The organism is Chthoniobacter sp., from assembly GCF_040003245.1.
In the GTDB taxonomy this organism is placed as follows: Bacteria; Verrucomicrobiota; Verrucomicrobiia; order Chthoniobacterales; family Chthoniobacteraceae; genus Chthoniobacter.
This window is the reverse complement of the sequence record NZ_JBDUCX010000032.1, coordinates 17643-37108: the sequence shown is the minus strand read 5'-3', so window position 1 is coordinate 37108 and position 19466 is coordinate 17643. Positions and strand designations below refer to the sequence as shown.

Genomic DNA, 19466 nt, shown 5'->3' with positions numbered 1-19466 from the left:
CGGAAAATGCCCGGACACTTTTTCTAAGCCTGGCTTAGACGTAGGGCGTCCCCCTCCCCAAACCCACGGCTCATGCCGTGGGCCTTCAGAGGACTTCCGACGGTCAATTACCGCCGCGGCACGTTGTTGCGGGTTTTGTTGGCGATCCGAACCGCGTTGCCATCGAAGCAGACTTCTGCGGAACCGTTTCCCGCCGGATAGGTACCGATGAGTTGGCGGGGGGGGTGATAGAACGCACGAGGGACCGTGCGAATGGCTGTGGTGTCGTCGGTAAGCATCGCTTCGCTGCCGACGATCGGGAGCGACGAGGCGAGGCCGGCGAGAAGTGCGAGCGAGGTAGCGAGGATGAGACGGGGTTTGTTCATGTGCTGAGTGTTCTCGCAGAACTCCAGGCGCCACCTGCTCTCGTGCGAGCGCAACCTGGCAGCGCTCGTCAGTCAGTCTGGAAAGCCGATGCTTTCGCCTAAGACTCAATACAACCTGGTCAACGCGAAGAGTTACTTTCAGGAGCACCTTTGCGTGGGTGATTACTACGCCGAATGCGAGCGGGTGCAGGGCGAATGGATGGGAGCAGGCGCGGTAATGCTCGGACTTTTGGGTGTAGTGGGGCAGGAGCAATTCCTCGCGCTCTGCGACAATCTTAATCCGACGACGGGCAAGCGATTGACACAGCGGCACAAGACGACACGGCGCGACGAAAGCGGCGATGGTGAAGTGGCGAACCGGCGTGTGTTCTATGACTTCACGCTCTCTCCGCCGAAGTCGGTTTCGGTGGCGGCGTTGGTTAGCGGAGACGAGCGAATCGTCGCCGCTCACAGCGCGGCCGTGAGGCTGGCGGTCGCGGAGCTGGAGAAGTTTGCCACCACTCAAATCCACGAGGGACGCCAGAGACGCGATCGGCATACCGGCAACCTGGTCGCGGCGCTGTTTGGCCACGATACTTCCCGCGCGCTCGATCCGCACCTGCACACGCATTGCATCCTATTCAATGCAACCCATGACCCCGTGGAGGGTCGTTGGAAAGCGCTTCACAACTACAGCCTGCTCGCTGCGCAGAAATATGTGGAGAACGTCTATTACCATCATCTCGCGCAGGCACTCCACGGCTTCGGCTACACGGTCGTAAACTCCGCGCGAGGTGATTTCGAGATCGCGGAAGTCTCGGCGGAAGTGCGCGAGCGTTTCTCGAAGCGGCACCGCGAGATTGACGAGAAGACGCGCGCGCTGCTTGCCGCAAATCCGGAAAAGATCGAGGGAAACGTCGCCGACATCCGCGAGCACATTGCGCACAAGGAGCGCGGTCGGAAGCTGCCGGCGCTGCCTTTGGAACGCCTGCGAGACTTCTGGCGCGGGCAGTTGGAGCCGCACGAATTGGCGGCGCCCAGATTGGCGACGGCGGCAGTAACCTCGCATCGCGCGATGAGCGTGGGGGAGGCCGTGTCGTGGGCGGAAGAGCATCTCTTCGAGCGTCGTTCCGTTGTTTATGAGCATGAGATTTGGCGGCATGCCTTGTCTTCCGGGCGTGGAGCTGCGTTCACGATCGAAGAGCTAAAGGCGGCGACGGCCGGCCGCGATTACATCCGCACAGAGAGTGGCAAGGTGTCGCGGCACGACGTGTTGGCGCGCGAGTGGCAGCTCGTCGAGCTGGCACGCGAGGGCACTTGTCGGCATGCGCCGTTTACCGCCCAGGACTCATGGCAGCGGGATGACCTCGCGCCTGACCAACAGCGTGCATTCGCGCAGATTCTTTCCTCGGCGGATTTCGTCACGCTCTTCCGCGGTGGCGCGGGGACCGGGAAGAGCTACGTGCTGCGCCGCGTGCAGGAGGCGCTCAGCGTGGCGGGTCGCGCGTCGGTGGTGCTGGCGCCGCAGCGCCAGCAGGTGCTCGACTTGGGGCGCGATGGCCTCGCGAACGGCCAGACGGTCAGCGAATTTCTCCAGCGCGGCACCGTGTTGAAAGGTGCGGTCGTCATCGTGGACGAGGCGGGGCAGATCGGCGGCAAGCAATTGCTGGCCTTGTTGCAGCTCGTCCAACGCGCAGGAGGACGGGTGATCCTTTCCGGCGATACCCGGCAGCACGGGCCGGTCGAAGCCTCCGACGCGCTGCGCGCCATCGAGCGCTACGCCGGGCTGCTCCCTGCGGAGCTGAATACGATCCGCCGGCAAGATCCGGCTCGCGGAAAAACGAGCGAAGAGCAATCCAACATCGCGAGTTACCGGGAAGCCGTGCAGGCCGCCGCAGACGGCGACCTGGCTGCGTCGTTTGAGACGTTGGACGCGCTCGGAGCCATCACCGAGTGCGCGTTTGGAGAGCAGAGCGCGCGGCTGGTGGACGCCTACCTGCAACACGCCTCCACCGGCGAATCTGCGCTCGTCGTCTCGCAGACCCGCGCGGAGGTACGCGAAGTGAATGAGGCCATCCGCGCAAGATTGCGGACCAATGGCGCACTCGTCGGCGCGGAGCACACCGTCACGGCGCTGGAGCCCGTGGATCTTACTGCTGCGCAGAAAGCCGATCCGCGGTTTTACCCATCGGGTTCGGTCGCAGTGCTCAACCGCGGACAAGCGGCACAGAGCAACGGTCAGCCTGGAATTATTGTCGCGGTCACCGCCGTCGGTGTCGTGATCGAGGTGGCAGGCAAGCTGCGAACGATCCGTCGCGCTGACTTTGACCGGCTCGGCATCTACCGCCCGCGTGCGCTGTCGCTGGGGGCGGGCGACCGATTACAGATCAAGGCAAACGCCGTCAGTGTGGACGGCCGCAAGCTGGCAAACGGCGAGATCGTCACCATCGCCAGCGTTGAAGCGGACGGTATCATCCGCCTGGGAGACGGGCGCGCCCTGCCGCCGCACTTCCGCCAGTTCGTCCGCGGATACGCTGTGACCTCCTACGGCTCGCAGGGCAAGACGGTCGATCACGTCCTCTTTGCCGACTCGGCCGCCCGCGCTGCCACGAACGCCGAGCAATGGTATGTAACGGTCTCTCGCGGGCGAAAGAGCGTCCGCATCTTCACCGCTGACAAGGCGCAACTCGCCGCAAATATCCGCCGCGCGGGGCATCGCGAACTGGCACTCGATCTCGCCCAGCCGCCGCGCCAGAGCCGCCGCGTGCGCGAGCAGATTCTGCGAGGCGTCCGCCGAGGAAGGGAATTTGCACGGCGCGTCTGCATGATGATCAGTCGTCGTGCGATGCATCCTGCCTCCGCTGTGCGGCAGGGGGTCGCGATCAAACTATGAAAAACCGATCTGCCGCAACGGAAGCCCCCACCTCAGCTACCCCAGCGTGCTGGCAACGCGAAGCGCCAGGCGCCTGTCTGCGCGTCGAGCTTCCATCGGGAGAAGTTCACCTCTTCTCCTACCAGCACTTTGTGACCGCTTCGCTCCAACGCAACGATGTCGGCGGGGAGACTGTGCATGTCACCTTTTCGAGCCACGAGCTCGATGTGGAAGGTCGCGGCCTGCGCGAGTTGCTGCTCGGTCTTCAAGACTTCGCAATCAAGTGGTTGCGCACGGCGCCTGACCGCTATCACACGCTGCCGGCGAGTGCGGACGGCATCATCACTTCCCTCCGCATCGCAGCGGCAGAGTGATGCGGCAAGGCGCCGATCGAGGCGAGTATCGGTTCATTACCGCCGAGGTCCCGCGGCCATCATCGCCGCCAGCGTCTCGGCCAAATCAACCAATCCAAAGGGCTTCGCGAAGAATTGAAAATTGGAATCTCCAAGCGTTACCCGTTCTCCGCCGCACATCAGGACGAAAGGAACGTCCGGCGAGCCGCTACGTGCTTCGTTGTAAAGAGCGACACCGGTGCCGCCCGTTAAGTGCTATTCCGAGATGATTGCAGCGGAACAGCGGACCGGGCTCGACGACGAGGAAATGCTGCGACAGAACGGATAAAGGAAGGTGGGTTACTCATGCGGCGATCTTCGAGCGCGACCGGTCTCCGGGTGGCGCGCGCGCGCTCACATTGCGGCGCTGTTCGGGCGGCTGCGCCGGATGTTCTGACCGAGCGATCTCAGCGACAAATTCGGGTCGAAAAGGTTCTGAAACCCCGCGCCTCTGGCTATGCTCCTTGGATGAAAACACTGGTTTGCCCGCACTGCGCTACGAAGGTTCCGCAGCACGCTTCCGTGTGCGTCGGATGCGGGGCGGAAATCGTCCGCGGTGCGACCCGTCAGGAGCGGTCAGCGGGTGGCTGCGTCTTCGCTTTGCTCGTGCTGGCAGTCTCAATGGTGATCGTCGGCATGGGTCCGATGCCCGATCCGCGTGATGACGCCTCTTTATTCCTCGTCCTCAAGTTCATTGCTCTCGTCATCATCGCAAACGTGGTCGGCCGATTGTTGATGCGCTGGGTGCGCCGCTCAAAGCTGCGTTTCATTCGCCCATACGAGCATCTCTGAAGCCGGCGCGGTTGCACTCGCGGGGGCGCAGCCCCGACGCCAGCCCGTGGCACTTTTGGCTTCAGCTACCGCGTATGAACTGTGCCCGCCTTCGATTGAATGCCGAAACCACGACGATCTTCGTTCGGGATGGTTGGCTGATTATCGAGGCCGCGGACCCTGACGCATTTCAAACGCAGTTGGCCGGAGCGAGAGGGGACGGCCTTCTCAGCGTCACAGAGATCAGTCAGCGCACGGGCTTCACGACCGGTGCTGTCAGAGCCTGGATCAAGCGCTCCGTGCTCGCCGCCGTTCTTGTCGGAAAGGAATATCGAGTGCGCGAAGCGGATTTGGCAAAGCTGCTTGATGGCAAGTCGCCCGAGACAGCGTCCCTTTCAAAACGGATCGGGCGCAGAAGGAAAAGCGTGACTGTCTGATGGTCGAGGCCGAGACGAGCCGGTCACATCGCAGCGGCGACCCAACGCAGAAACGGGTTATTCGCGCGCTCTTTTTTCGGCAGCGGCCAGGTGATCCCAAACCAGCGCAACCCCTCATCGAAAGTCTTCGCTTCCAAGTAGTGGCGTTTCACCATCGGAACGGAGTTGCCCATTTCCAAAGCGACTTGCGGCACGTTCTGCGTCAGCGCGGTGCGGTAGCTGCCATAAGCATGACGAAGCGCATTGTGCTTCCAGCGAAAACTGGGATGAGTTTTCTTCAGTTTCGCCATGATCTGCTCGATTTCGCGCTGCGGAACTTTGTCTGCGCACACAGGTCCGGTTGCTTGCCGCCAAGGCGCGAGCGCTTCAATCAGCGCGTCGCACATCGGGATGATGCGCCGCTCATTGACCTTGGTGACCTCGGGCGGGAGATCGATCAGCTTTTGCTCCCAACGCACGCTCGACCAATCCATCCGCAGCACCTCGAACGTGCGGATACCCGCGAAGGCGCTGAGGAAAATCCACGGCTGCCAGACCGGCCGAGTATTTTCGAGAATGGTGCGAAGCTCCTCCGGCGTGAACATATCGACCGTTTTTCGCGCCACCTTCATTTTCGATACGTCTTCCGCCTCGGTCGTGCGGTCCTTCGGCAGGTAACGCTCCGAGCGGGCAAAGCGAAAAAGCGTGACGACCTGATCGCGCATATTGTTCCAGCGCCTCGGGCCGACTTCGCAGCCGTTCAAGAACGTCTTGATGTGCGGCGCATGCACCTTCTCGATCTCGTCCGGCACCGTGGCCGCAAACGATTTCAAATCGTCCTCCAAGCGATCCACGTAAGGAACCGAGAGCTGCTCTCGGCGCTTCGCGGCGATCAACTCCGCGATCACGTCGGCAGTTTTCTTTCCCCGATACGGCGCTTTGGTCTTTTCCCATTCCCGGACGGCCTGAAGCACGGTGTAGCCAAACGGCTCCACGAGTTCGCGCGCAAGGTTGTAGGCCTGGCGGTCATCCAGCGTCATCGCGCCGTTCAGCTTCTCCTTGAGAGCGCCAGAAACCTCGCCGACCAATTCGTCCGCCTCCTTCAATGTCGCTCGGGAGCGCCGCTGCCGACGCCCCTCGGAGTCATACCAAACCACCATGCAGCGACCCGACGTGAGGCGGTAGGTGGAAATCTCGTGTCCCTTGACGGCAATGACGCGGAAAGGCTCTTTCATGAGCCTAGTTTGTCACAAACTGTCACAAGCTCAATTCAAAACCAAATTTACAGAGTAAAAATGGTGGAGGCGAGGGGAGTTGAACCCCTGTCCTGATGGCTGTCATCACCGGCATCTACATGTTTAGCTTCGCCTTTGATTTAGGAGAACGGCTGCCGACGGGCGGGCTACCGTTCCCCGAGCATCCACGAATCGAATTTGCCAGGAGCGCGGTTGCTCCGCCCCCGGTATAGCCTGCTGGTCGTCGAAGTGGCACTCAGCAGGCGTCGGTGCCACTTCGATGCGGTCAATTAAGCCGCAAGAGCGAGATCTTCGTAATCGTTCGCGTTTATTTGTTTGTCCGGGAGTTTAACGTGGCCAACCAGACTTCCACGACATGCCGCCTGTGTCTCGAGTCAACAGTCGAAACCAGTACGCCCCCTTTTGGGAGAATTGAACATAGGGCCAGTTGCCGGCCAACGCAATGACGACTTGCTGCCGGTTTGCTTCGACTCCCTTGATTTCCCCGCTACGTTCCGTCCATGCCGAAATTCCTCCTCCCGCTTTTCCTCCTCATGATGCTCGTGGCGCTCTCCGGCTGCTCCCTGTTTCACAAGAAAAAGCCGGAGTCGTCGGCCCACCTCTATGAAGGCGACGCGCCGACGCTGCGGTTCAACGACAAGCCGGAAAGCGCCGGCGGTGCGGTCAATCCTTATTGACCGAGGGGACGACCACTACTGGGCAGCGGGCTTCCTTGATTACGCCATTGGTCACGCTGCCGACGAGCAGATCGTAAAAAGCGCCGTGGCCGTGCGAGCCCATGACGATGAGGTCGGCTTGCTGCTCCCCAGCTTCGTGCAGGATCTTCTCCACGATCGGGCCTTGGATGTGCAGGGCGGTCACGTCGCCGCCGCCCATGGTCAACTGGGCCTTGAGCTCGTCGAGGCGCTGGCGCTCGAGCTTGAAATCGCGCGCGGTGGCGACCCGCACGGTGGGTGGGCCGGCTTCAAAGCCGACAAAGTCGGGCTCGGGTTCGGCTACGTTGAGCAAGACCAGACGGCCGGCAAAAGCCGCGGCGAATTGCCGCGCGGTTTCAACGACCTGAATGGTCACGTCGGAGAAATCGACGGGAACGAGTATGTTTTTCATGGAGTACCTCCTGGTTAACTTCGCACCGTAACGTAGCCCTGCGCGCACCCGCTGTCGCACTTTTCTTTGCCATTCGCTGGTCGTAAATTGCCCAGCCCCGGCCTACCGTTTCCACGTGTCCGACCTCTTTTCTACTGAAACTCCCGCCAATCCCGAGGCGACAGCCCATGCGCCGCTGGCCCAGCGGATGCGCCCGCGCACGCTCGAGGAATACGCTGGGCAGGAGCACATCCTCGCGCCGGGAAAGCTCTTGCGCCGGGCGATCGAGGCGGATCGCATATCCTCGATCATCCTCTTCGGCCCGCCGGGCACGGGAAAAACGACGTTGGCCGAGATCATCGCCAGCGCCACGCAGTCGCGCTTCGAGCGGTTGAGCGGAGTGGAGAGCAATGTGGCCGACCTGCGACGCGTCATCGCCAGCGCGGCCAATCGCCTGACCAACAAGGGCGACAAGACGATCCTCTTCATCGATGAAATTCATCGTTGGAACAAGGCGCAGCAGGACGTGCTGTTGCCGGATGTGGAGCGCGGCACCGTGCGGCTCATCGGTGCCACCACCCACAATCCCTTCTACTACATCAATTCGCCGCTCGTTTCGCGCTCGCAGGTTTTTCAACTCGAGCCGCTGACGCCCGCGGATCTCGTGGCCTTGCAAAGACGCGCGCTCGCGGATGAAGAGCGCGGCTTCGGCAAGTGGAAGATCGAGGTGGAGGAGGATGCGTTGACGCATCTCGCCACCGTGGCCGACGGCGACGCCCGCCGCTGCTTGAACGCGCTGGAGATCGCGGTGGTGACCACGCCGCCGGACAAGGCCGCCGTGATCCATATCGACCGCGCCGCGGCCGAGGAATCGATCCAGAAAAAGGCGGTGGTCTACGACGCGCACGACGATCAGCACTACGACACGATCAGCGCCTTCATCAAAAGCGTGCGCGGCAGCGATCCGGATGCCGCGCTCTATTGGCTGGCGAAGATGCTCTATGCCGGAGAAGACATTCGTTTCCTCGCCAGGAGACTCGTGATCCTGGCGAGCGAAGACATTGGTATGGCCGATCCGCAGGGAATCGTCATCGCCGTTGCCGCGCAGCAGGCGGTGGAGTTTATCGGCCTCCCGGAAGCGCAGATTCCGCTGGCGCATGCGACCGTTTATCTGGCCACTGCGCCGAAATCGAATCGCGCCTATGCCGGCATTCTCGCGGCGAAGAAGGAAGTGCAGGAGGGAGTGACTCTCGCCGTCCCGCGTCACTTGCGCGACAAGAGCAGCAAGCGCGCGGCCAAGGCCTTCGGCCACGAGGGCTATCAATACAGCCACGATTTTGAAGGGGCGTACGTGCCCCAAGCGTACCTGCCGGAGGGCCGGCGGTATTACGAGCCGAGCGATCAAGGCTACGAAAAGCGGGTGAAGGAGCGTCTTGAATACTGGCGGTCGCTTTTCGACGAGGCGCAGGCGAAAGGCGGCGCACCTAAAAAGGATAATTAGCGTTGTCGCTAATGGCGTGACTGTTGGCGGGTAGTTGCGGAGAGTCCTTCTATCTTCCTCCCTGCCATGTCTCCCCGCTATTTTCTGCCCATTCTCCTGGCCCTGCCTTTCGCCTTCGCGGCCTTTGCTGAGGAGAAAGCGCCCGAGGAAGTCTTCCTCGAGCCGGAGACGGCAGGACCGGACTTCGCCATTCAGGGGGAATATGTCGGTGACAATTGCGGGGCGCAGGTGATCGCGCTCGGTGGTGGCAAATTCCACATCGTAGGCTGGAGCAAGGGGTTGCCCGGCACGGTCGAAAACGCCGAGAAGAAGATCGAAGTCGATGCGCAGCGCGATGGCGAGAAGGCGATGTTCGATGGCAGCGGCTGGAAGGGCAAGATCGAGGCCGGGCAGCTCATCGGGACGAATGAAGAAGGCCGGACGCTGGAGTTGCGGCATACATTGCGCGAATCGCCGACGCTGGGCGCGAAGCCACCCGCCGGTGCGATCGTTCTCTTCGACGGCACGAATGCCGATGCCTGGACGAATGGGCACGTGGACGAACGCAAGCTGCTCGGTGGCGGCACGAAATCCGTGCAGAAGTTCGGCGACTTTACATTGCACGTGGAGTTCCGCACGCCGTTCAAGCCCGCGGCTCGCGGTCAGGCGCGGGGCAACAGTGGCGTTTATTTGCAGGATCGCTACGAGGTGCAGGTGCTCGATTCCTTTGGCCTCAATGGCGAGAATAACGAGTGCGGCGGCATTTACACAAAGGTGAAGCCGCGGGTGAACGCCTGCTTCCCGCCGCTGTCGTGGCAGACCTACGATATCGATTTCGAAGCCGCGCATTTCGATGCGGAGGGCAAGAAGGCCAGGAATGCTGTGGCCACCGTACGTCACAACGGCATCCTGATTCACGATCATGTGGAGATTTCCGGTTCGACGGGCGGCGGGCAGCCAGAGAAGGCCGATCCGGGGCCGATCCAATTGCAAGGCCACGGGAATCCGGTGTTCTACCGCAACATCTGGATCGTGGAGAAGAAGTAGGCGCCAGCCAGCGGGGAGGTTTGACATCATTACCGGCGTTCGCCTTTGTTGGCGCATGCCACGCGGAACCGCTGCATGAAGACCTCGGAATTCCGCGTAGAACCGGCGGGAGCGGGAGTGCGTCTGGATCAATTCCTGGTCGGTGCAGCCCCCAGTTTCTCCCGCGCGCGTCTTCAGGATTTGATCAAGGCGGGACATGTGACGCTCAATGGCGTGGCGGCCAAGTCCAGTGCACGTCTCCGCGCTGGTGATGCCATCACGCTGCATGAGCCGCCCCCCGTGACGACCGAAACGGTGGCCGAGGATATCGCGCTCGATGTGCTCTTTGAAGACGACGATCTGATCGTGGTCAACAAACCGGCTGGCCTGGTGGTGCATCCGGCGGCGGGTAACTGGACCGGGACGCTGGTGAATGCGTTGCTGCATCATTGTCCCACGCTGTCCGGCATCGGCGGGGAGCGGAGGCCCGGAATCGTGCATCGACTGGACAAGGAGACGAGCGGGTGTGTCGTCGTGGCGAAGAATGATGCGGCGCATCAGTCGCTCGCGAAGCAGTTCGCCGGCCGGGAAGTGACGAAGATTTACCTCGCTCTCGCGGCGGGAAAGCTGGCGCGTCTGAGTGGCACGATCGAGGCGGCGATCGGCCGCCATCCTGTGCAGCGCAAGAAGATGACGGTGGTGACGGCGGGCCGCGGACGTGCGTCGAAGACGAGCTATCGGGTGGTGCGCGAGGTGCCCGCGGGCACGCTGGTCGAGTGCACGCTGCACACCGGGCGCACGCATCAGATCCGTGTGCATCTCAAGCATCTCGGTCATCCGGTGCTGGGCGATGAGGTGTATGGCAAACGGGGAAGCTTCGCGCGACAGATGCTGCACGCCTGGCGGCTGGGCTTTATGCATCCTCGCACGCAAGAACGATTGAATTTCGAGTCGCCGATCCCAGCGGATTTCGTAGAAGCTGGCGTGCCCACCCACCTGCCATGAGCGAATTCCAATCGGCCCTTGATCTTGTCCACAGCACCCTGCGCGAATTGAGCGAACAAGGCGTGGAGTTGCGAGCCTCTGCGGAATCGCTGGAGCGGCTTGCGAGCACCCGCGCGGCAGTGGCGGAGGAGAAGGCGGAACATCGAGTTTCAAAGGCAGAACATCCAACACCCAACATCCAGCGCCCAATTATCCCCACGGCACCACGGACTTCCCGCCAAGCCTCGGATTCCAATGTGGCGTCGACCGCCGTGGTGGAGCGAGTGGCCCCGCTCGAAGGCTCCAAAACCGAGCGTCTCGCAGCGATGCGTGGACCGGTCCTCGCCTGCACGAAATGTCCGCATCTCGTGAAGTCGCGCACGCAGGTCGTTTTCGGGGTGGGTAATCCCGAGGCGGAGTTGATGTTCGTCGGCGAGGCGCCGGGGGAGGATGAAGACAAGCAGGGTGAACCATTCGTGGGGAAGGCGGGGCAATTGCTGACCAAGATCATCGAGACGATGGGTTTCCCTCGCGGCGACGTTTACATCGCGAACGTCCTCAAGTGCCGGCCCGATATGCCGCCGGGCATGCCCGGCAATCGCAAGCCGAAGCTGGATGAGATGCAGACCTGCCTGCCCTACCTGCGCGAGCAGATCGACATCATCCAGCCGCGTCTCATCGTGGCCCTCGGCGCCACGGCGATGGAAGGTCTCACCGGCTCCGTCGAATCCATGGGGCGCCTGCGCGGGCGCTGGCACGACTTTCAAGGCACGCCGCTCATGGCCACCTATCATCCGGCCTACCTGCTGCGCAACCAGGCGCTGAGCGAGAAGCGCAAGGTGTGGGAGGACATGCTCATGGTCCTCGAACGCCTCGGCAAAACGGTCACGGAGAAGCAGCAGAACTACTTTCTTCCGAAATGACGGGCGCGGGTCGTGCGTGTCCGGTGGCCCGGCGATACGACCACGCCAGCGCGCGTTCGGAAAACGCGGATGCCAGGGCGTAGACAAACGCGAAGCGCACCGTCAGGCGCGAGACTTTGACTTTGTCCGTACGATCGAGTGTGCCGGGTTTGCCGAGAAGACGGAGGGTCCGCAAGCCGAGATACCACGGGAGAAAGCAGGCCGCACGCAGCCGCGCGGAGCGCAGCGAGGCGATGTATTCGTAGCCGGCGTCGAGCTGCGCGATGGCCCGCTCGCGCCAGAGATCGTAGACGGGCTGGGCCTTGGCCGGCGCATCGATCAAGGGCGTCGGTGAAGTTCCCGCCGCGCGCAGTTCCGGTTCCGGGAAATAGCAACGGCCATTACGAAGATCCTCCGGAAAATCGCGCAGGATGTTCACGAGTTGCAATCCCTTGCCATACTCCGCGCCGAGCTTGCGCAAATCCGCCAGCCCGAGCGATGAGCAGCCGGGGAGATGGTTCAGGCACACCCGCGTCCAGAATTCCCCCACGCAGCCCGCCACCAGATAGGTGTACTCCTCCAGTTCCTCCGCGCTTTGCAAGGCGACGACGTGATGCCCGCCGCCAAAGCGTTCGAGATCGAGCGTCTGCCCGCGGATGATTTTTTCCAGCACATCCACGATCTCGCTGCGGTCCTTGTTTTCGAGTTCGCCCAGCCACGCGATGCAGCGGTCGAGATTGCAGAGCAGCGTCGTCTCGCCCGGGTGCGGCGTGTGAATGTCGTGCTGCAGTTCCGCCAGCCCATCCGTTCTGCCCGTGCGGATCATGCGGGCAAAAGCCGCGAGATGCTGCAAGCGCGCGGCTTCCGGCACCTCCGCGCTGTCGGCGATGGTATCGCTCGCCCGGGCCAGCAGATAAGCCAGCCCGATCGGGGCGCGCAGTTTCCGCGGCAGCAGCCGGATCGAAAGATAAAAGGAGCGGGAGACCGAGGCCAGCAACGGTCCGCCGAGGTCTTTGGTGTGAATCGCCATGCGAGTTGAGGGAGTATATCAATCCGCGCGCGTTGGGGAGGGGATTGATGCCGTCAGCGGAAATGAGTTTTCGAGAGGGGTGGAGCGCATTTTTAGGACATCAGTCAAGTGCCGCCCGTGACTGTGTAGCCCTGCGCCCGCAAGTCCTCCGTCAGGTCTTTCTCCATCTGCGCGGCGGCCTCGTAGGGCATGGGATTCAAGTGGGTAAACAACTCCGGCAGCAGCCGCAGGCCATACTTCTTCACCGTCCAGGCGGACTTGTAGCCGTGCTTGTGGTTTTCAAAACGGTGTTCCACCGGCAGGCCGGTCATGCCGACGTAGACGCACGGTTTGGCCGGGTCTCGCCCGGGATTCAACCGCCGGACGGAAGGGTGCTCGGCGACGGCATCATCAAGCAGGATCACGTAAACATTGTGGTGATAGTCCTTGGTGGGCATGGCTTCGGTTCCGCGAAGACCGAACGATAAACGAGGGACCGGGATTCATGGGTAAAAAAAAACGCGGTGGGATCAGGTGGGATCGGTGGGATTTCCAGAGTAAAGCGGGTGGGAGTGGAGGTGGGATCGCGGTGAGATCGAAGTGGGATAAGATGGCGAATTTGGCGGAAGGAAGGGGCTGGACTCTTGAAGGGTGCGATTGGGTGCGATTCCAGAGTAAAACGATCGTTGAATCGGGAGGGAGAGGGCGTCCTCGGCCACGGCTCGCCGACACCGAAAAAATTAGGCACGATTAAGCACGATTGGGCACGATTGGCCGCGATTGGCCGCGATTACCTAAATGATGGCGATGGAGCGAAAGTTGCGGTTCCCGCAATTGCGGGATCGCCGCGCCCCGACGGAGCGGGGCGACTACATCGGTGGGCTGTCCGGTGGGTGATCCCACTTTCATAAAAGTGCTCGAGTGGGATTGCCGGAGTTCATGCCGGGAAGTGTCGCACAACCCGGCGCAAAAAGTGCATCGCTCTATTGGTTCCATTGGCTCCATTGCGGAAAATTCACTCGGTGCGCCCAAAAACGGCAATGCGAGAGCAGGGTTCACCCTCGGCGCGTGGGGACACGCGCCCTACACCTGTGATCGCCGCGCACTACGTGAACGGGCGGCAAAGGATCCGGAAAATGAAGACGGGCCGGAGAGGGTTTCTCCGGCCCGTTTCATGAGCTTACCGCCGGGCGAGGGCTCGGGCGGCGAGTTCGGCGGGTACGATCTCGAAGCGCGCGGGCTGCATCGAGTAGTCGGCGCGGCCCTTGGAGAGCGAACGGATCGCTCCCACGTAGCCGAACATTTCCGCGAGCGGCACTTCGGCGGTGATGACGGCGAGGTCGGCCCGGGAGGCGATCTCGCGGATCAGGCCGCGCCGGCGCAGCAGGTCGCCGACGATGTCGCCCTGATAGGCGGACGGCGTGGTGCACTCGACGGCCATGATCGGCTCGAGGAGCACGGGCTTCGCGTTCGCGACGGCATCCTTGAAGGCCAGGCTGCCGGCGATCTGGAAGGCCAGGTCGTTCGAGTCCTTGCTGTGCGAGGAGCCGTCCACGATGTCGACCGCGAGGTCCACGACGGGATGGCCGCTGAGGCTGCCGGTTTGGGCGGCATCAAGGATGCCCTTGCGGACCGCCGAGATGAACTGCCGCGGAATGCTGCCGCCGACGATCCGGTCGTTGACGACGAGGCCGCCGCCGCGGGCGAGCGGCGTGACTTCGACGTAGACGTGGCCGTACTGGCCGCTGCCGCCGGATTGCTTGATGTGCCGGCCTTCGCCGGTGGCGGAAGCCGTGATGGTTTCCTTGTAGGCAATCTCCGGCGCCCCGGCGCGGGTGGCGACCTTGAAGTTCGTGAGCATGCGCTCGCGGATGACTTCGAGGTGCAGTTCACCCATGCCGGCGATGAGCGTCTGGCCCGTCTCCGGATCGGTATGGACCTTGAACGTGGGATCGTCCTCGGCGAGCCGTTGCAAGGCGAAGCCGAGGCGTTCCTGGTCGGTGCGCGTCTCGGGCTCGATGGCCATGGACACGACCGGGGCCGGGAAGATCGGCGCCTCCAGCAGGACCGGCGCGCTTTCGGCGGACAAGGTGTGCCCGGTGGCTACTTCCTTGAGTCCGGCCACGACGACGATGTCGCCGGCAAAGGCGGCTTCGATCGTGATCTCGTCATCGGCGCGAATCTCGGAGACGCGGCTGACGCGCTCGCGTCGTCCGGTCACGGTATTCAGCACCAGATCGCCCGGGCGGAGCACGCCCGAGTAGATGCGCACGAAGACATGACGGCGCGAGGATGCGTCCGTGCTCAGCTTGAAGACCAGGGCGCGCAATGGTTCATCGTCGCCCACGGGGATGGCGATGCTTTCACCGGTGTCGGCATCGAGGCCGGCGGCGGGTGGCAGATCGACGGGGCTGGGCAGGTAATCCACCACGGCATCGAGCAGCGCTTGCACGCCGACGTATTTGAAGGCCGAGCCGCCGACGACGGGCACGAAACGATTGGCGATGGTTTGACGGCGGATGGCCGCTTTCAATTCCAGCGCGCCGATCTCGCGCTCCGCGAGGAAGGCGTCGGCGATCTGATCGTCGATTTCGGCCAGCGCGGCGATGAGCGCATGGCGCGCGGTTTCGGCGCGCTCGCGTTCGTCGGCGGACAACTCGGTAACGCTATAGGCGAGGCCGTGCCGTTGGGTGACGTCATAGACGATAGCCCGGCGATCGATCACGTCGACCTGGCCGCGCAATCCGTCCTCGCGCCCGATGGGGAGGAGCACGGGCCAAGCATTGGCATTGAGCTTGGTGCGCAGTTCGGCGACGACGCGTTCGAAGTCCGCGCCGACGCGGTCCATCTTGTTGATGAAGGCAAGACGCGGCACGGCGTAGCGCGTGGCCTGGCGCCAGACGCGTTCGGATTGCGGCTGCACGCCTTCCACGCCGGAGAAGACGGCGATGGCGCCATCGAGGACGCGCAGGGAGCGCTCGACCTCGGCGGTGAAGTCCACGTGGCCGGGGGTATCGATGATATGGATGCGATGCCCAACGCCCTCGGATGGCTTGTGCAAGCCGGCTTCGGGCTTCGGCGTCCAGCCACAGGAGATCGCGGCGGCGGCAATGGTGATGCCTTTGCGCTGCTCGATCGGATCGAAATCCATGGTGGTATTGCCATCATGGACGTCGCCGGCGTGATGGATCGCCCCGGCATAGAAGAGGATGCGCTCGGTGAGCGTCGTCTTGCCGGCGTCGATGTGCGCGGCGATGCCGATGTTCCGCGTCTGTTCGATCGGAACGGGGCGTTGCACGGTGGCTTTGGTGTTGGTCTTGGTGGTATTCATGGTGACTCCTGTCGGTTGCTTGGTGAAGTCGCCACGCGTCCCCATCGAAGGGAAAAGATCGGGGCAAGAAAAACCCCGCTGGCTCACTTCGAGGCGGCAGCGGGGCGAAAGGGATTACGGCCCGTCGTTAGACGGCCTTCGCGCTGCTCCTCGGTGAGGAAATTAATTTGAGGTTCCGGCTCGCCGGGGCAAAACCCGTCCCGGCACGACGAGCCGAGCGGCTCGCGCGCTGTGCGTCATTGAGAATGAAGCGGACGGATGTCATGTGAGTTACACGATAGTCGCTTTCGCGGGTTCGTCAATTTGACGGCCCGCGATCATCTTTGTGAAAGGGATTGGAAAACTATTCCTCTTCTGGCGTGTTCATCAAAGAATCTCCTCCCCCTAAAAAGCCCCAGACCGATGATCCCTCTCCATTCCCGCCGCCAATTTCTCCAGACCTTCGGCTTCAGCGCGGCGGCGTTGCTGGCCGGCCGCTTTGATCTTCGGGCCGCGCAGGTCGATGCGAAGGCGCAGCATTTGTTCCTCTTCGGTGATTGGGGTGCGGTGATTCCCGATCCGCAGCACCAGGTGGCGCGGACGATGGCATCTTACATGCAAGGGCAGGGGATTCGTCCCGCCGCGCTGCTGATGCTGGGCGACAATTTTTACGGACAACTGGATGGCGGGGTGAATTGCCCGCGCTGGCAGAGCCAGTTTGAGGAGATGTATCCGGCCTCGCAATTCAGCGGGCCGTGTTACTCGTTGCTCGGCAATCACGATTACAATGTGGAGCCAGCCGGGAAGGCGGAGGCGCAACTCGCCTATGCCGCCGCGCATCCGGGGACGCGCTGGACGATGCCGGCCAAATGGTATCGCTTCGACTTCCCGCAACAGCAGCCGCTGGTCACGTTCCTGATGCTGGACAGCAACTATCAAAAGGCGACGGCGGACAAGCTGTCGCTGACGGAGGAAGAACGCGCGGCGCAGGCGCAATGGCTGAGAGCGGAATTGGCCAAGCCGAGGACGACGCGCTACCTCGTGGTATGCGGACACCACCCGCTCTACACCAATGCGGGCGACAGTGCGAAGCTGATCGCCGAATGGGATGCGCTCTTTCGCGAACACGCCGCGCATCTCTACTTCTGCGGCCACATCCATGATCTCGAACACCTGGAGTTCGACGGACATCCCACGTCCTTCGTGGTCACAGGCGGTGGCGGCACGACGCTGCGCAAGCAGGACACGACCACATCCTCGGCCCTCAATCGTTTCAACCAGAACGTGCATGGTTTCACCCATCTCGAAATCACCGAGCAACGGTTGGTCATCCGCCACATCGGAGCGGAAGGCGGGCAATTGCACGCCTTCGCCAAATCACCGCAGGGCGCGGTGGAAATCCTATAAGAGACAGAGAAATAATTCACACCTCACTTCACGGTGTCATCCTGAGCGAAGTCGAAGGGCCCCGTCGAACGACCAGCAGTATCGCTGGTAGAGCGACGGGGTTCTTCGACTGCGTTACACTCCGCTCAGAATGACACGCGAGGAGAGAGCTCTTTTTAGGCAGTAATCTAAGCACGCTGGCGTCTCACGGGTCGACGAGGTGCTGTTGGTCGTGCCAGAGTGCACGGCCCCTATCATGAAGTCCCCTCTGTCAATCATCCGCGCGCTTTTCGCTGGCGTGGCCGGCGTGTTTCTAGCGGGCGTTGTTCACGCGGAAGGGCCGCAGGTGATCGACAGCCACAGCCATCATCTCGGTTTCGAAGGGGAACGGGAATGGCGCGATCTCGACGGCACTCAACCGGAAGGGCGGTCGCTCCAGATTGCATTCAACGCTCACGCCAACGCGCGGGCCGCGACGATTTTCATCCGCCAGCGGGACGTGAAACTGAAATGGCCGGTGCTCCTCAATGGACGCAAACTCGGCAACCTCGATCTGATCGAATATCCGGAGGTGGCGACAATCGCAATCCCGCCCGGTACGCTGCACGAAGGCGAAAATAATCTCTCCATCCTTTCGCCGGAAATGATGGACGACATCTTCGTGGATGAGATTCTCCTCGATGTGCGGCCACCGGCGGAGGCCGCTCACGATGGGATGATCCATGTCCGCGTGACGGACGGAGTTTCCCATGGTGCGTTGCCCTGCCGCATTACCGTGGCCGATGCGCGCGGAATGCTGGCGCCGATTTCCGCTGATCCCGGGCAGACGCTGGCGGTGCGCGCGGGCGTTGTTTACACCGGGAATGGAGAGGCGGTTTTCGGACTGCCAGCGGGCGAATACACGATCTATGCGACGCGCGGATTCGAGTACGGCGTCGCCGAGCGAAAGATCTCGGTGCGGGCGGGAAGCTCGGAGGAAGTGGCCTTGCAAATCGGGCGCGAAGTGGAGACGCCGGGACTGGTGGCGTGCGACACGCACATTCACACCTTCACCTACAGCAAACATGGCGATGCGACCACGGAGGACCGTGTGCTGACCCTCGCCGGGGAAGGCATCGAACTCGCGATTGCGTCCGATCACAATATCCATGCCGACTATGCCGACGTGGCCCGCCGGTTAAAAGTGGCCGACTATTTCACGCTGGTGCTGGGCGACGAAGTCACCACCACGGTTGGGCATTTCATTGCCTTTCCAATGGCCAGTGCGACCGGGCCACTGCCCGATGCCAGCCTCACGGACTGGCCGGCCCTGATGACATCGATACGCAACGTCCCGGGCGTGCAAGTGGTGATCCTGAATCACCCGCGCGATATCCATAACTCGTTCATTCCATTCGCCCCGGAGAATTTCGATGCGGCCAGCGGCGACAATCTGCGCGGCCCTGAGTTCACCTTCGATGCGATCGAGGTTGGCAATTCCGGCACGCTGCAATCGGATTTCATGCGCAGCTTTCGCGACTGGTTTGCGCTGCTCAATCATGGCTATCGGGTCACGGCGGTCGGCTCCAGCGACTCGCACGATGTCTCGCGCTTCATCGTCGGGCAGGGGCGCACGTACATCGCCTGCGACGACGCGAAGCCCGGCGGCATCAGCGTCGACGAAGCCTGCCGCAATCTCCAGGCCGGCCACGCAAGTGTGAGCATGGGGTTGTTGACGCAATTGATGGTGAACGACCGATTTGAAGCGGGTGATCTCGCCACGTCGCTGGGCGACGAAATCAAGGTCGCGGTGCGCGTGCTGGGTCCCGCCTGGGTGCAGGCGGATCGCGTGGAGTTGTACGCGAATGGCATCAAGATTCGCGAGCAGGCGATCAAGGCGTCGGGCGGCGGTGGTGAAAAGGCGCGCATCGAATGGCGGATGCCGCGCCCGGCGCGCGACACGTATCTCGTGGCGATCGCCAGTGGACCGGGTGTGACCGCGCCGTACTGGGCGATCCCGCTTCCCTACCAGCCCACCGATCGCGTCCGTGACCCGCACGTGATCGGGGCCACCAACCCCGTCTGGCTCGATGCGGACGGCGATGGAAAATTCACCTCGGCGCGTGGCTACGCCAAAGCCATCCTCGAGCATGCGGGAGGAGACGCGGCGAAACTGGCCGAGGCCCTCAAGGGCTGCGACGATTCGATTACCACCCAAGTCTCAGCACTGCAGCGCGCCCAAAGCCCCTGACC

At 62.4% G+C, this 19466-nt stretch carries 17 protein-coding genes and 1 other RNA gene; 11 read left to right on the top strand and 7 right to left on the bottom strand.

Annotated features, from left to right (window positions below; translation table 11 throughout):
• Nucleotides 1-107: 107 nt before the first annotated feature.
• Nucleotides 108-365 (bottom strand): hypothetical protein, encoded by a 258-nt coding sequence (locus ABJF10_RS06410; RefSeq protein ID WP_348543702.1) that lies wholly within the window; start codon nucleotides 363-365, stop codon nucleotides 108-110.
• An 88-nt stretch (nucleotides 366-453) separates the two neighbouring features.
• Between ABJF10_RS06410 and mobF the strand changes: the two genes are divergently transcribed.
• From mobF to ABJF10_RS06390, 4 genes are all read left to right on the top strand, one after another.
• Nucleotides 454-3237, top strand: a complete 2784-nt coding sequence (mobF, locus tag ABJF10_RS06405) for a MobF family relaxase (RefSeq protein WP_348543701.1) — start codon at nucleotides 454-456, stop codon at nucleotides 3235-3237.
• Between the two features lie 131 nt (nucleotides 3238-3368).
• Complete coding sequence (locus tag ABJF10_RS06400) at nucleotides 3369-3590, top strand: hypothetical protein (RefSeq protein ID WP_348543700.1); 222 nt, start codon at nucleotides 3369-3371, stop codon at nucleotides 3588-3590.
• 486 nt (nucleotides 3591-4076) lie between these two features.
• Nucleotides 4077-4400 (top strand): hypothetical protein, encoded by a 324-nt coding sequence (locus ABJF10_RS06395; protein WP_348543699.1) that lies wholly within the window; start codon nucleotides 4077-4079, stop codon nucleotides 4398-4400.
• 95 nt (nucleotides 4401-4495) lie between these two features.
• Nucleotides 4496-4816, top strand: a complete 321-nt coding sequence (locus tag ABJF10_RS06390; RefSeq protein WP_348543698.1) for a helix-turn-helix domain-containing protein — start codon at nucleotides 4496-4498, stop codon at nucleotides 4814-4816.
• Nucleotides 4817-4839: 23 nt separating this feature from the next.
• On the opposite strand, the gene ABJF10_RS06385 is transcribed toward ABJF10_RS06390, so the two are convergent.
• Both ABJF10_RS06385 and ssrA read right to left on the bottom strand, forming a co-directional pair.
• The gene (locus tag ABJF10_RS06385; RefSeq protein ID WP_348543697.1) at nucleotides 4840-6030 is read right to left on the bottom strand and encodes a hypothetical protein; all 1191 of its coding nucleotides are present in this window, start codon (nucleotides 6028-6030) and stop codon (nucleotides 4840-4842) included.
• Nucleotides 6031-6091: 61 nt separating this feature from the next.
• Nucleotides 6092-6451: a transfer-messenger RNA gene (gene ssrA, locus ABJF10_RS06380) on the bottom strand.
• 100 nt (nucleotides 6452-6551) lie between these two features.
• Between ssrA and ABJF10_RS06375 the strand changes: the two genes are divergently transcribed.
• On the top strand, nucleotides 6552-6728 hold the full coding sequence (locus ABJF10_RS06375; protein ID WP_348543696.1) for a hypothetical protein: 177 nt from the start codon (nucleotides 6552-6554) through the stop codon (nucleotides 6726-6728).
• On the opposite strand, the gene ABJF10_RS06370 is transcribed toward ABJF10_RS06375, so the two are convergent.
• Nucleotides 6715-7158, bottom strand: a complete 444-nt coding sequence (locus ABJF10_RS06370; protein ID WP_348543695.1) for a universal stress protein — start codon at nucleotides 7156-7158, stop codon at nucleotides 6715-6717. The genes ABJF10_RS06375 and ABJF10_RS06370 overlap by 14 nt on opposite strands.
• A 115-nt stretch (nucleotides 7159-7273) precedes the next feature.
• On the opposite strand from ABJF10_RS06370, the gene ABJF10_RS06365 reads away from it, so the two are divergent.
• From ABJF10_RS06365 to ABJF10_RS06350, 4 genes are all read left to right on the top strand, one after another.
• Entirely contained in the window at nucleotides 7274-8638 is a 1365-nt protein-coding gene (locus ABJF10_RS06365) for a replication-associated recombination protein A (RefSeq protein ID WP_348543694.1), read from the top strand.
• 66 nt (nucleotides 8639-8704) lie between these two features.
• The gene (locus ABJF10_RS06360; protein WP_348543693.1) at nucleotides 8705-9664 is read left to right on the top strand and encodes a DUF1080 domain-containing protein; all 960 of its coding nucleotides are present in this window, start codon (nucleotides 8705-8707) and stop codon (nucleotides 9662-9664) included.
• A 75-nt stretch (nucleotides 9665-9739) separates the two neighbouring features.
• Nucleotides 9740-10648, top strand: coding sequence for an RluA family pseudouridine synthase (locus ABJF10_RS06355; RefSeq protein WP_348543692.1), 909 nt, complete (start codon nucleotides 9740-9742; stop codon nucleotides 10646-10648).
• Nucleotides 10645-11550 carry a uracil-DNA glycosylase gene (locus ABJF10_RS06350; protein WP_348543691.1) on the top strand — a complete coding sequence of 302 codons (906 nt, stop codon included), beginning with the start codon at nucleotides 10645-10647 and terminating at the stop codon, nucleotides 11548-11550. Before ABJF10_RS06355 ends, ABJF10_RS06350 begins: the two co-directional genes overlap by 4 nt.
• On the opposite strand, the gene ABJF10_RS06345 is transcribed toward ABJF10_RS06350, so the two are convergent.
• The 3 genes from ABJF10_RS06345 to fusA form a co-directional block, all read right to left on the bottom strand.
• On the bottom strand, nucleotides 11513-12559 hold the full coding sequence (locus ABJF10_RS06345; protein WP_348543690.1) for a squalene/phytoene synthase family protein: 1047 nt from the start codon (nucleotides 12557-12559) through the stop codon (nucleotides 11513-11515). The two genes, ABJF10_RS06350 and ABJF10_RS06345, sit on opposite strands and share 38 nt — an antisense overlap.
• A gap of 104 nt (nucleotides 12560-12663) precedes the next feature.
• Complete coding sequence (locus ABJF10_RS06340) at nucleotides 12664-12996, bottom strand: hypothetical protein (protein ID WP_348543689.1); 333 nt, start codon at nucleotides 12994-12996, stop codon at nucleotides 12664-12666.
• Nucleotides 12997-13718: 722 nt separating this feature from the next.
• Nucleotides 13719-15869, bottom strand: a complete 2151-nt coding sequence (fusA, locus tag ABJF10_RS06335; RefSeq protein WP_348543688.1) for an elongation factor G — start codon at nucleotides 15867-15869, stop codon at nucleotides 13719-13721.
• A 402-nt stretch (nucleotides 15870-16271) separates the two neighbouring features.
• Between fusA and ABJF10_RS06330 the strand changes: the two genes are divergently transcribed.
• Nucleotides 16272-17255 (top strand): metallophosphoesterase, encoded by a 984-nt coding sequence (locus ABJF10_RS06330; RefSeq protein WP_348543687.1) that lies wholly within the window; start codon nucleotides 16272-16274, stop codon nucleotides 17253-17255.
• Nucleotides 17256-17490: 235 nt separating this feature from the next.
• Nucleotides 17491-19464 (top strand): CehA/McbA family metallohydrolase, encoded by a 1974-nt coding sequence (locus ABJF10_RS06325; RefSeq protein WP_348543686.1) that lies wholly within the window; start codon nucleotides 17491-17493, stop codon nucleotides 19462-19464.
• The last annotated feature ends 2 nt before the right edge of the window (nucleotides 19465-19466 follow it).

Bases quoted from the DNA above. Each gene is read 5' to 3' on its own strand.
- ABJF10_RS06355 (WP_348543692.1), top strand. From the start codon at position 9,740: ATGAAGACCTCGGAATTCCGCGTAGAACCGGCGGGAGCGGGAGTGCGT.
- fusA (WP_348543688.1), bottom strand. From the start codon at position 15,869: ATGAATACCACCAAGACCAACACCAAAGCCACCGTGCAACGCCCCGTT.
- ABJF10_RS06330 (WP_348543687.1), top strand. From the start codon at position 16,272: ATGATCCCTCTCCATTCCCGCCGCCAATTTCTCCAGACCTTCGGCTTC.
- ABJF10_RS06370 (WP_348543695.1), bottom strand. From the start codon at position 7,158: ATGAAAAACATACTCGTTCCCGTCGATTTCTCCGACGTGACCATTCAG.
- ABJF10_RS06325 (WP_348543686.1), top strand. From the start codon at position 17,491: ATGAAGTCCCCTCTGTCAATCATCCGCGCGCTTTTCGCTGGCGTGGCC.
- mobF (WP_348543701.1), top strand. From the start codon at position 454: ATGCTTTCGCCTAAGACTCAATACAACCTGGTCAACGCGAAGAGTTAC.
- ABJF10_RS06395 (WP_348543699.1), top strand. From the start codon at position 4,077: ATGAAAACACTGGTTTGCCCGCACTGCGCTACGAAGGTTCCGCAGCAC.
- ABJF10_RS06340 (WP_348543689.1), bottom strand. From the start codon at position 12,996: ATGCCCACCAAGGACTATCACCACAATGTTTACGTGATCCTGCTTGAT.
- ABJF10_RS06350 (WP_348543691.1), top strand. From the start codon at position 10,645: ATGAGCGAATTCCAATCGGCCCTTGATCTTGTCCACAGCACCCTGCGC.
- ABJF10_RS06385 (WP_348543697.1), bottom strand. From the start codon at position 6,030: ATGAAAGAGCCTTTCCGCGTCATTGCCGTCAAGGGACACGAGATTTCC.
- ABJF10_RS06410 (WP_348543702.1), bottom strand. From the start codon at position 365: ATGAACAAACCCCGTCTCATCCTCGCTACCTCGCTCGCACTTCTCGCC.
- ABJF10_RS06375 (WP_348543696.1), top strand. From the start codon at position 6,552: ATGCCGAAATTCCTCCTCCCGCTTTTCCTCCTCATGATGCTCGTGGCG.
- ABJF10_RS06360 (WP_348543693.1), top strand. From the start codon at position 8,705: ATGTCTCCCCGCTATTTTCTGCCCATTCTCCTGGCCCTGCCTTTCGCC.
- ABJF10_RS06345 (WP_348543690.1), bottom strand. From the start codon at position 12,559: ATGGCGATTCACACCAAAGACCTCGGCGGACCGTTGCTGGCCTCGGTC.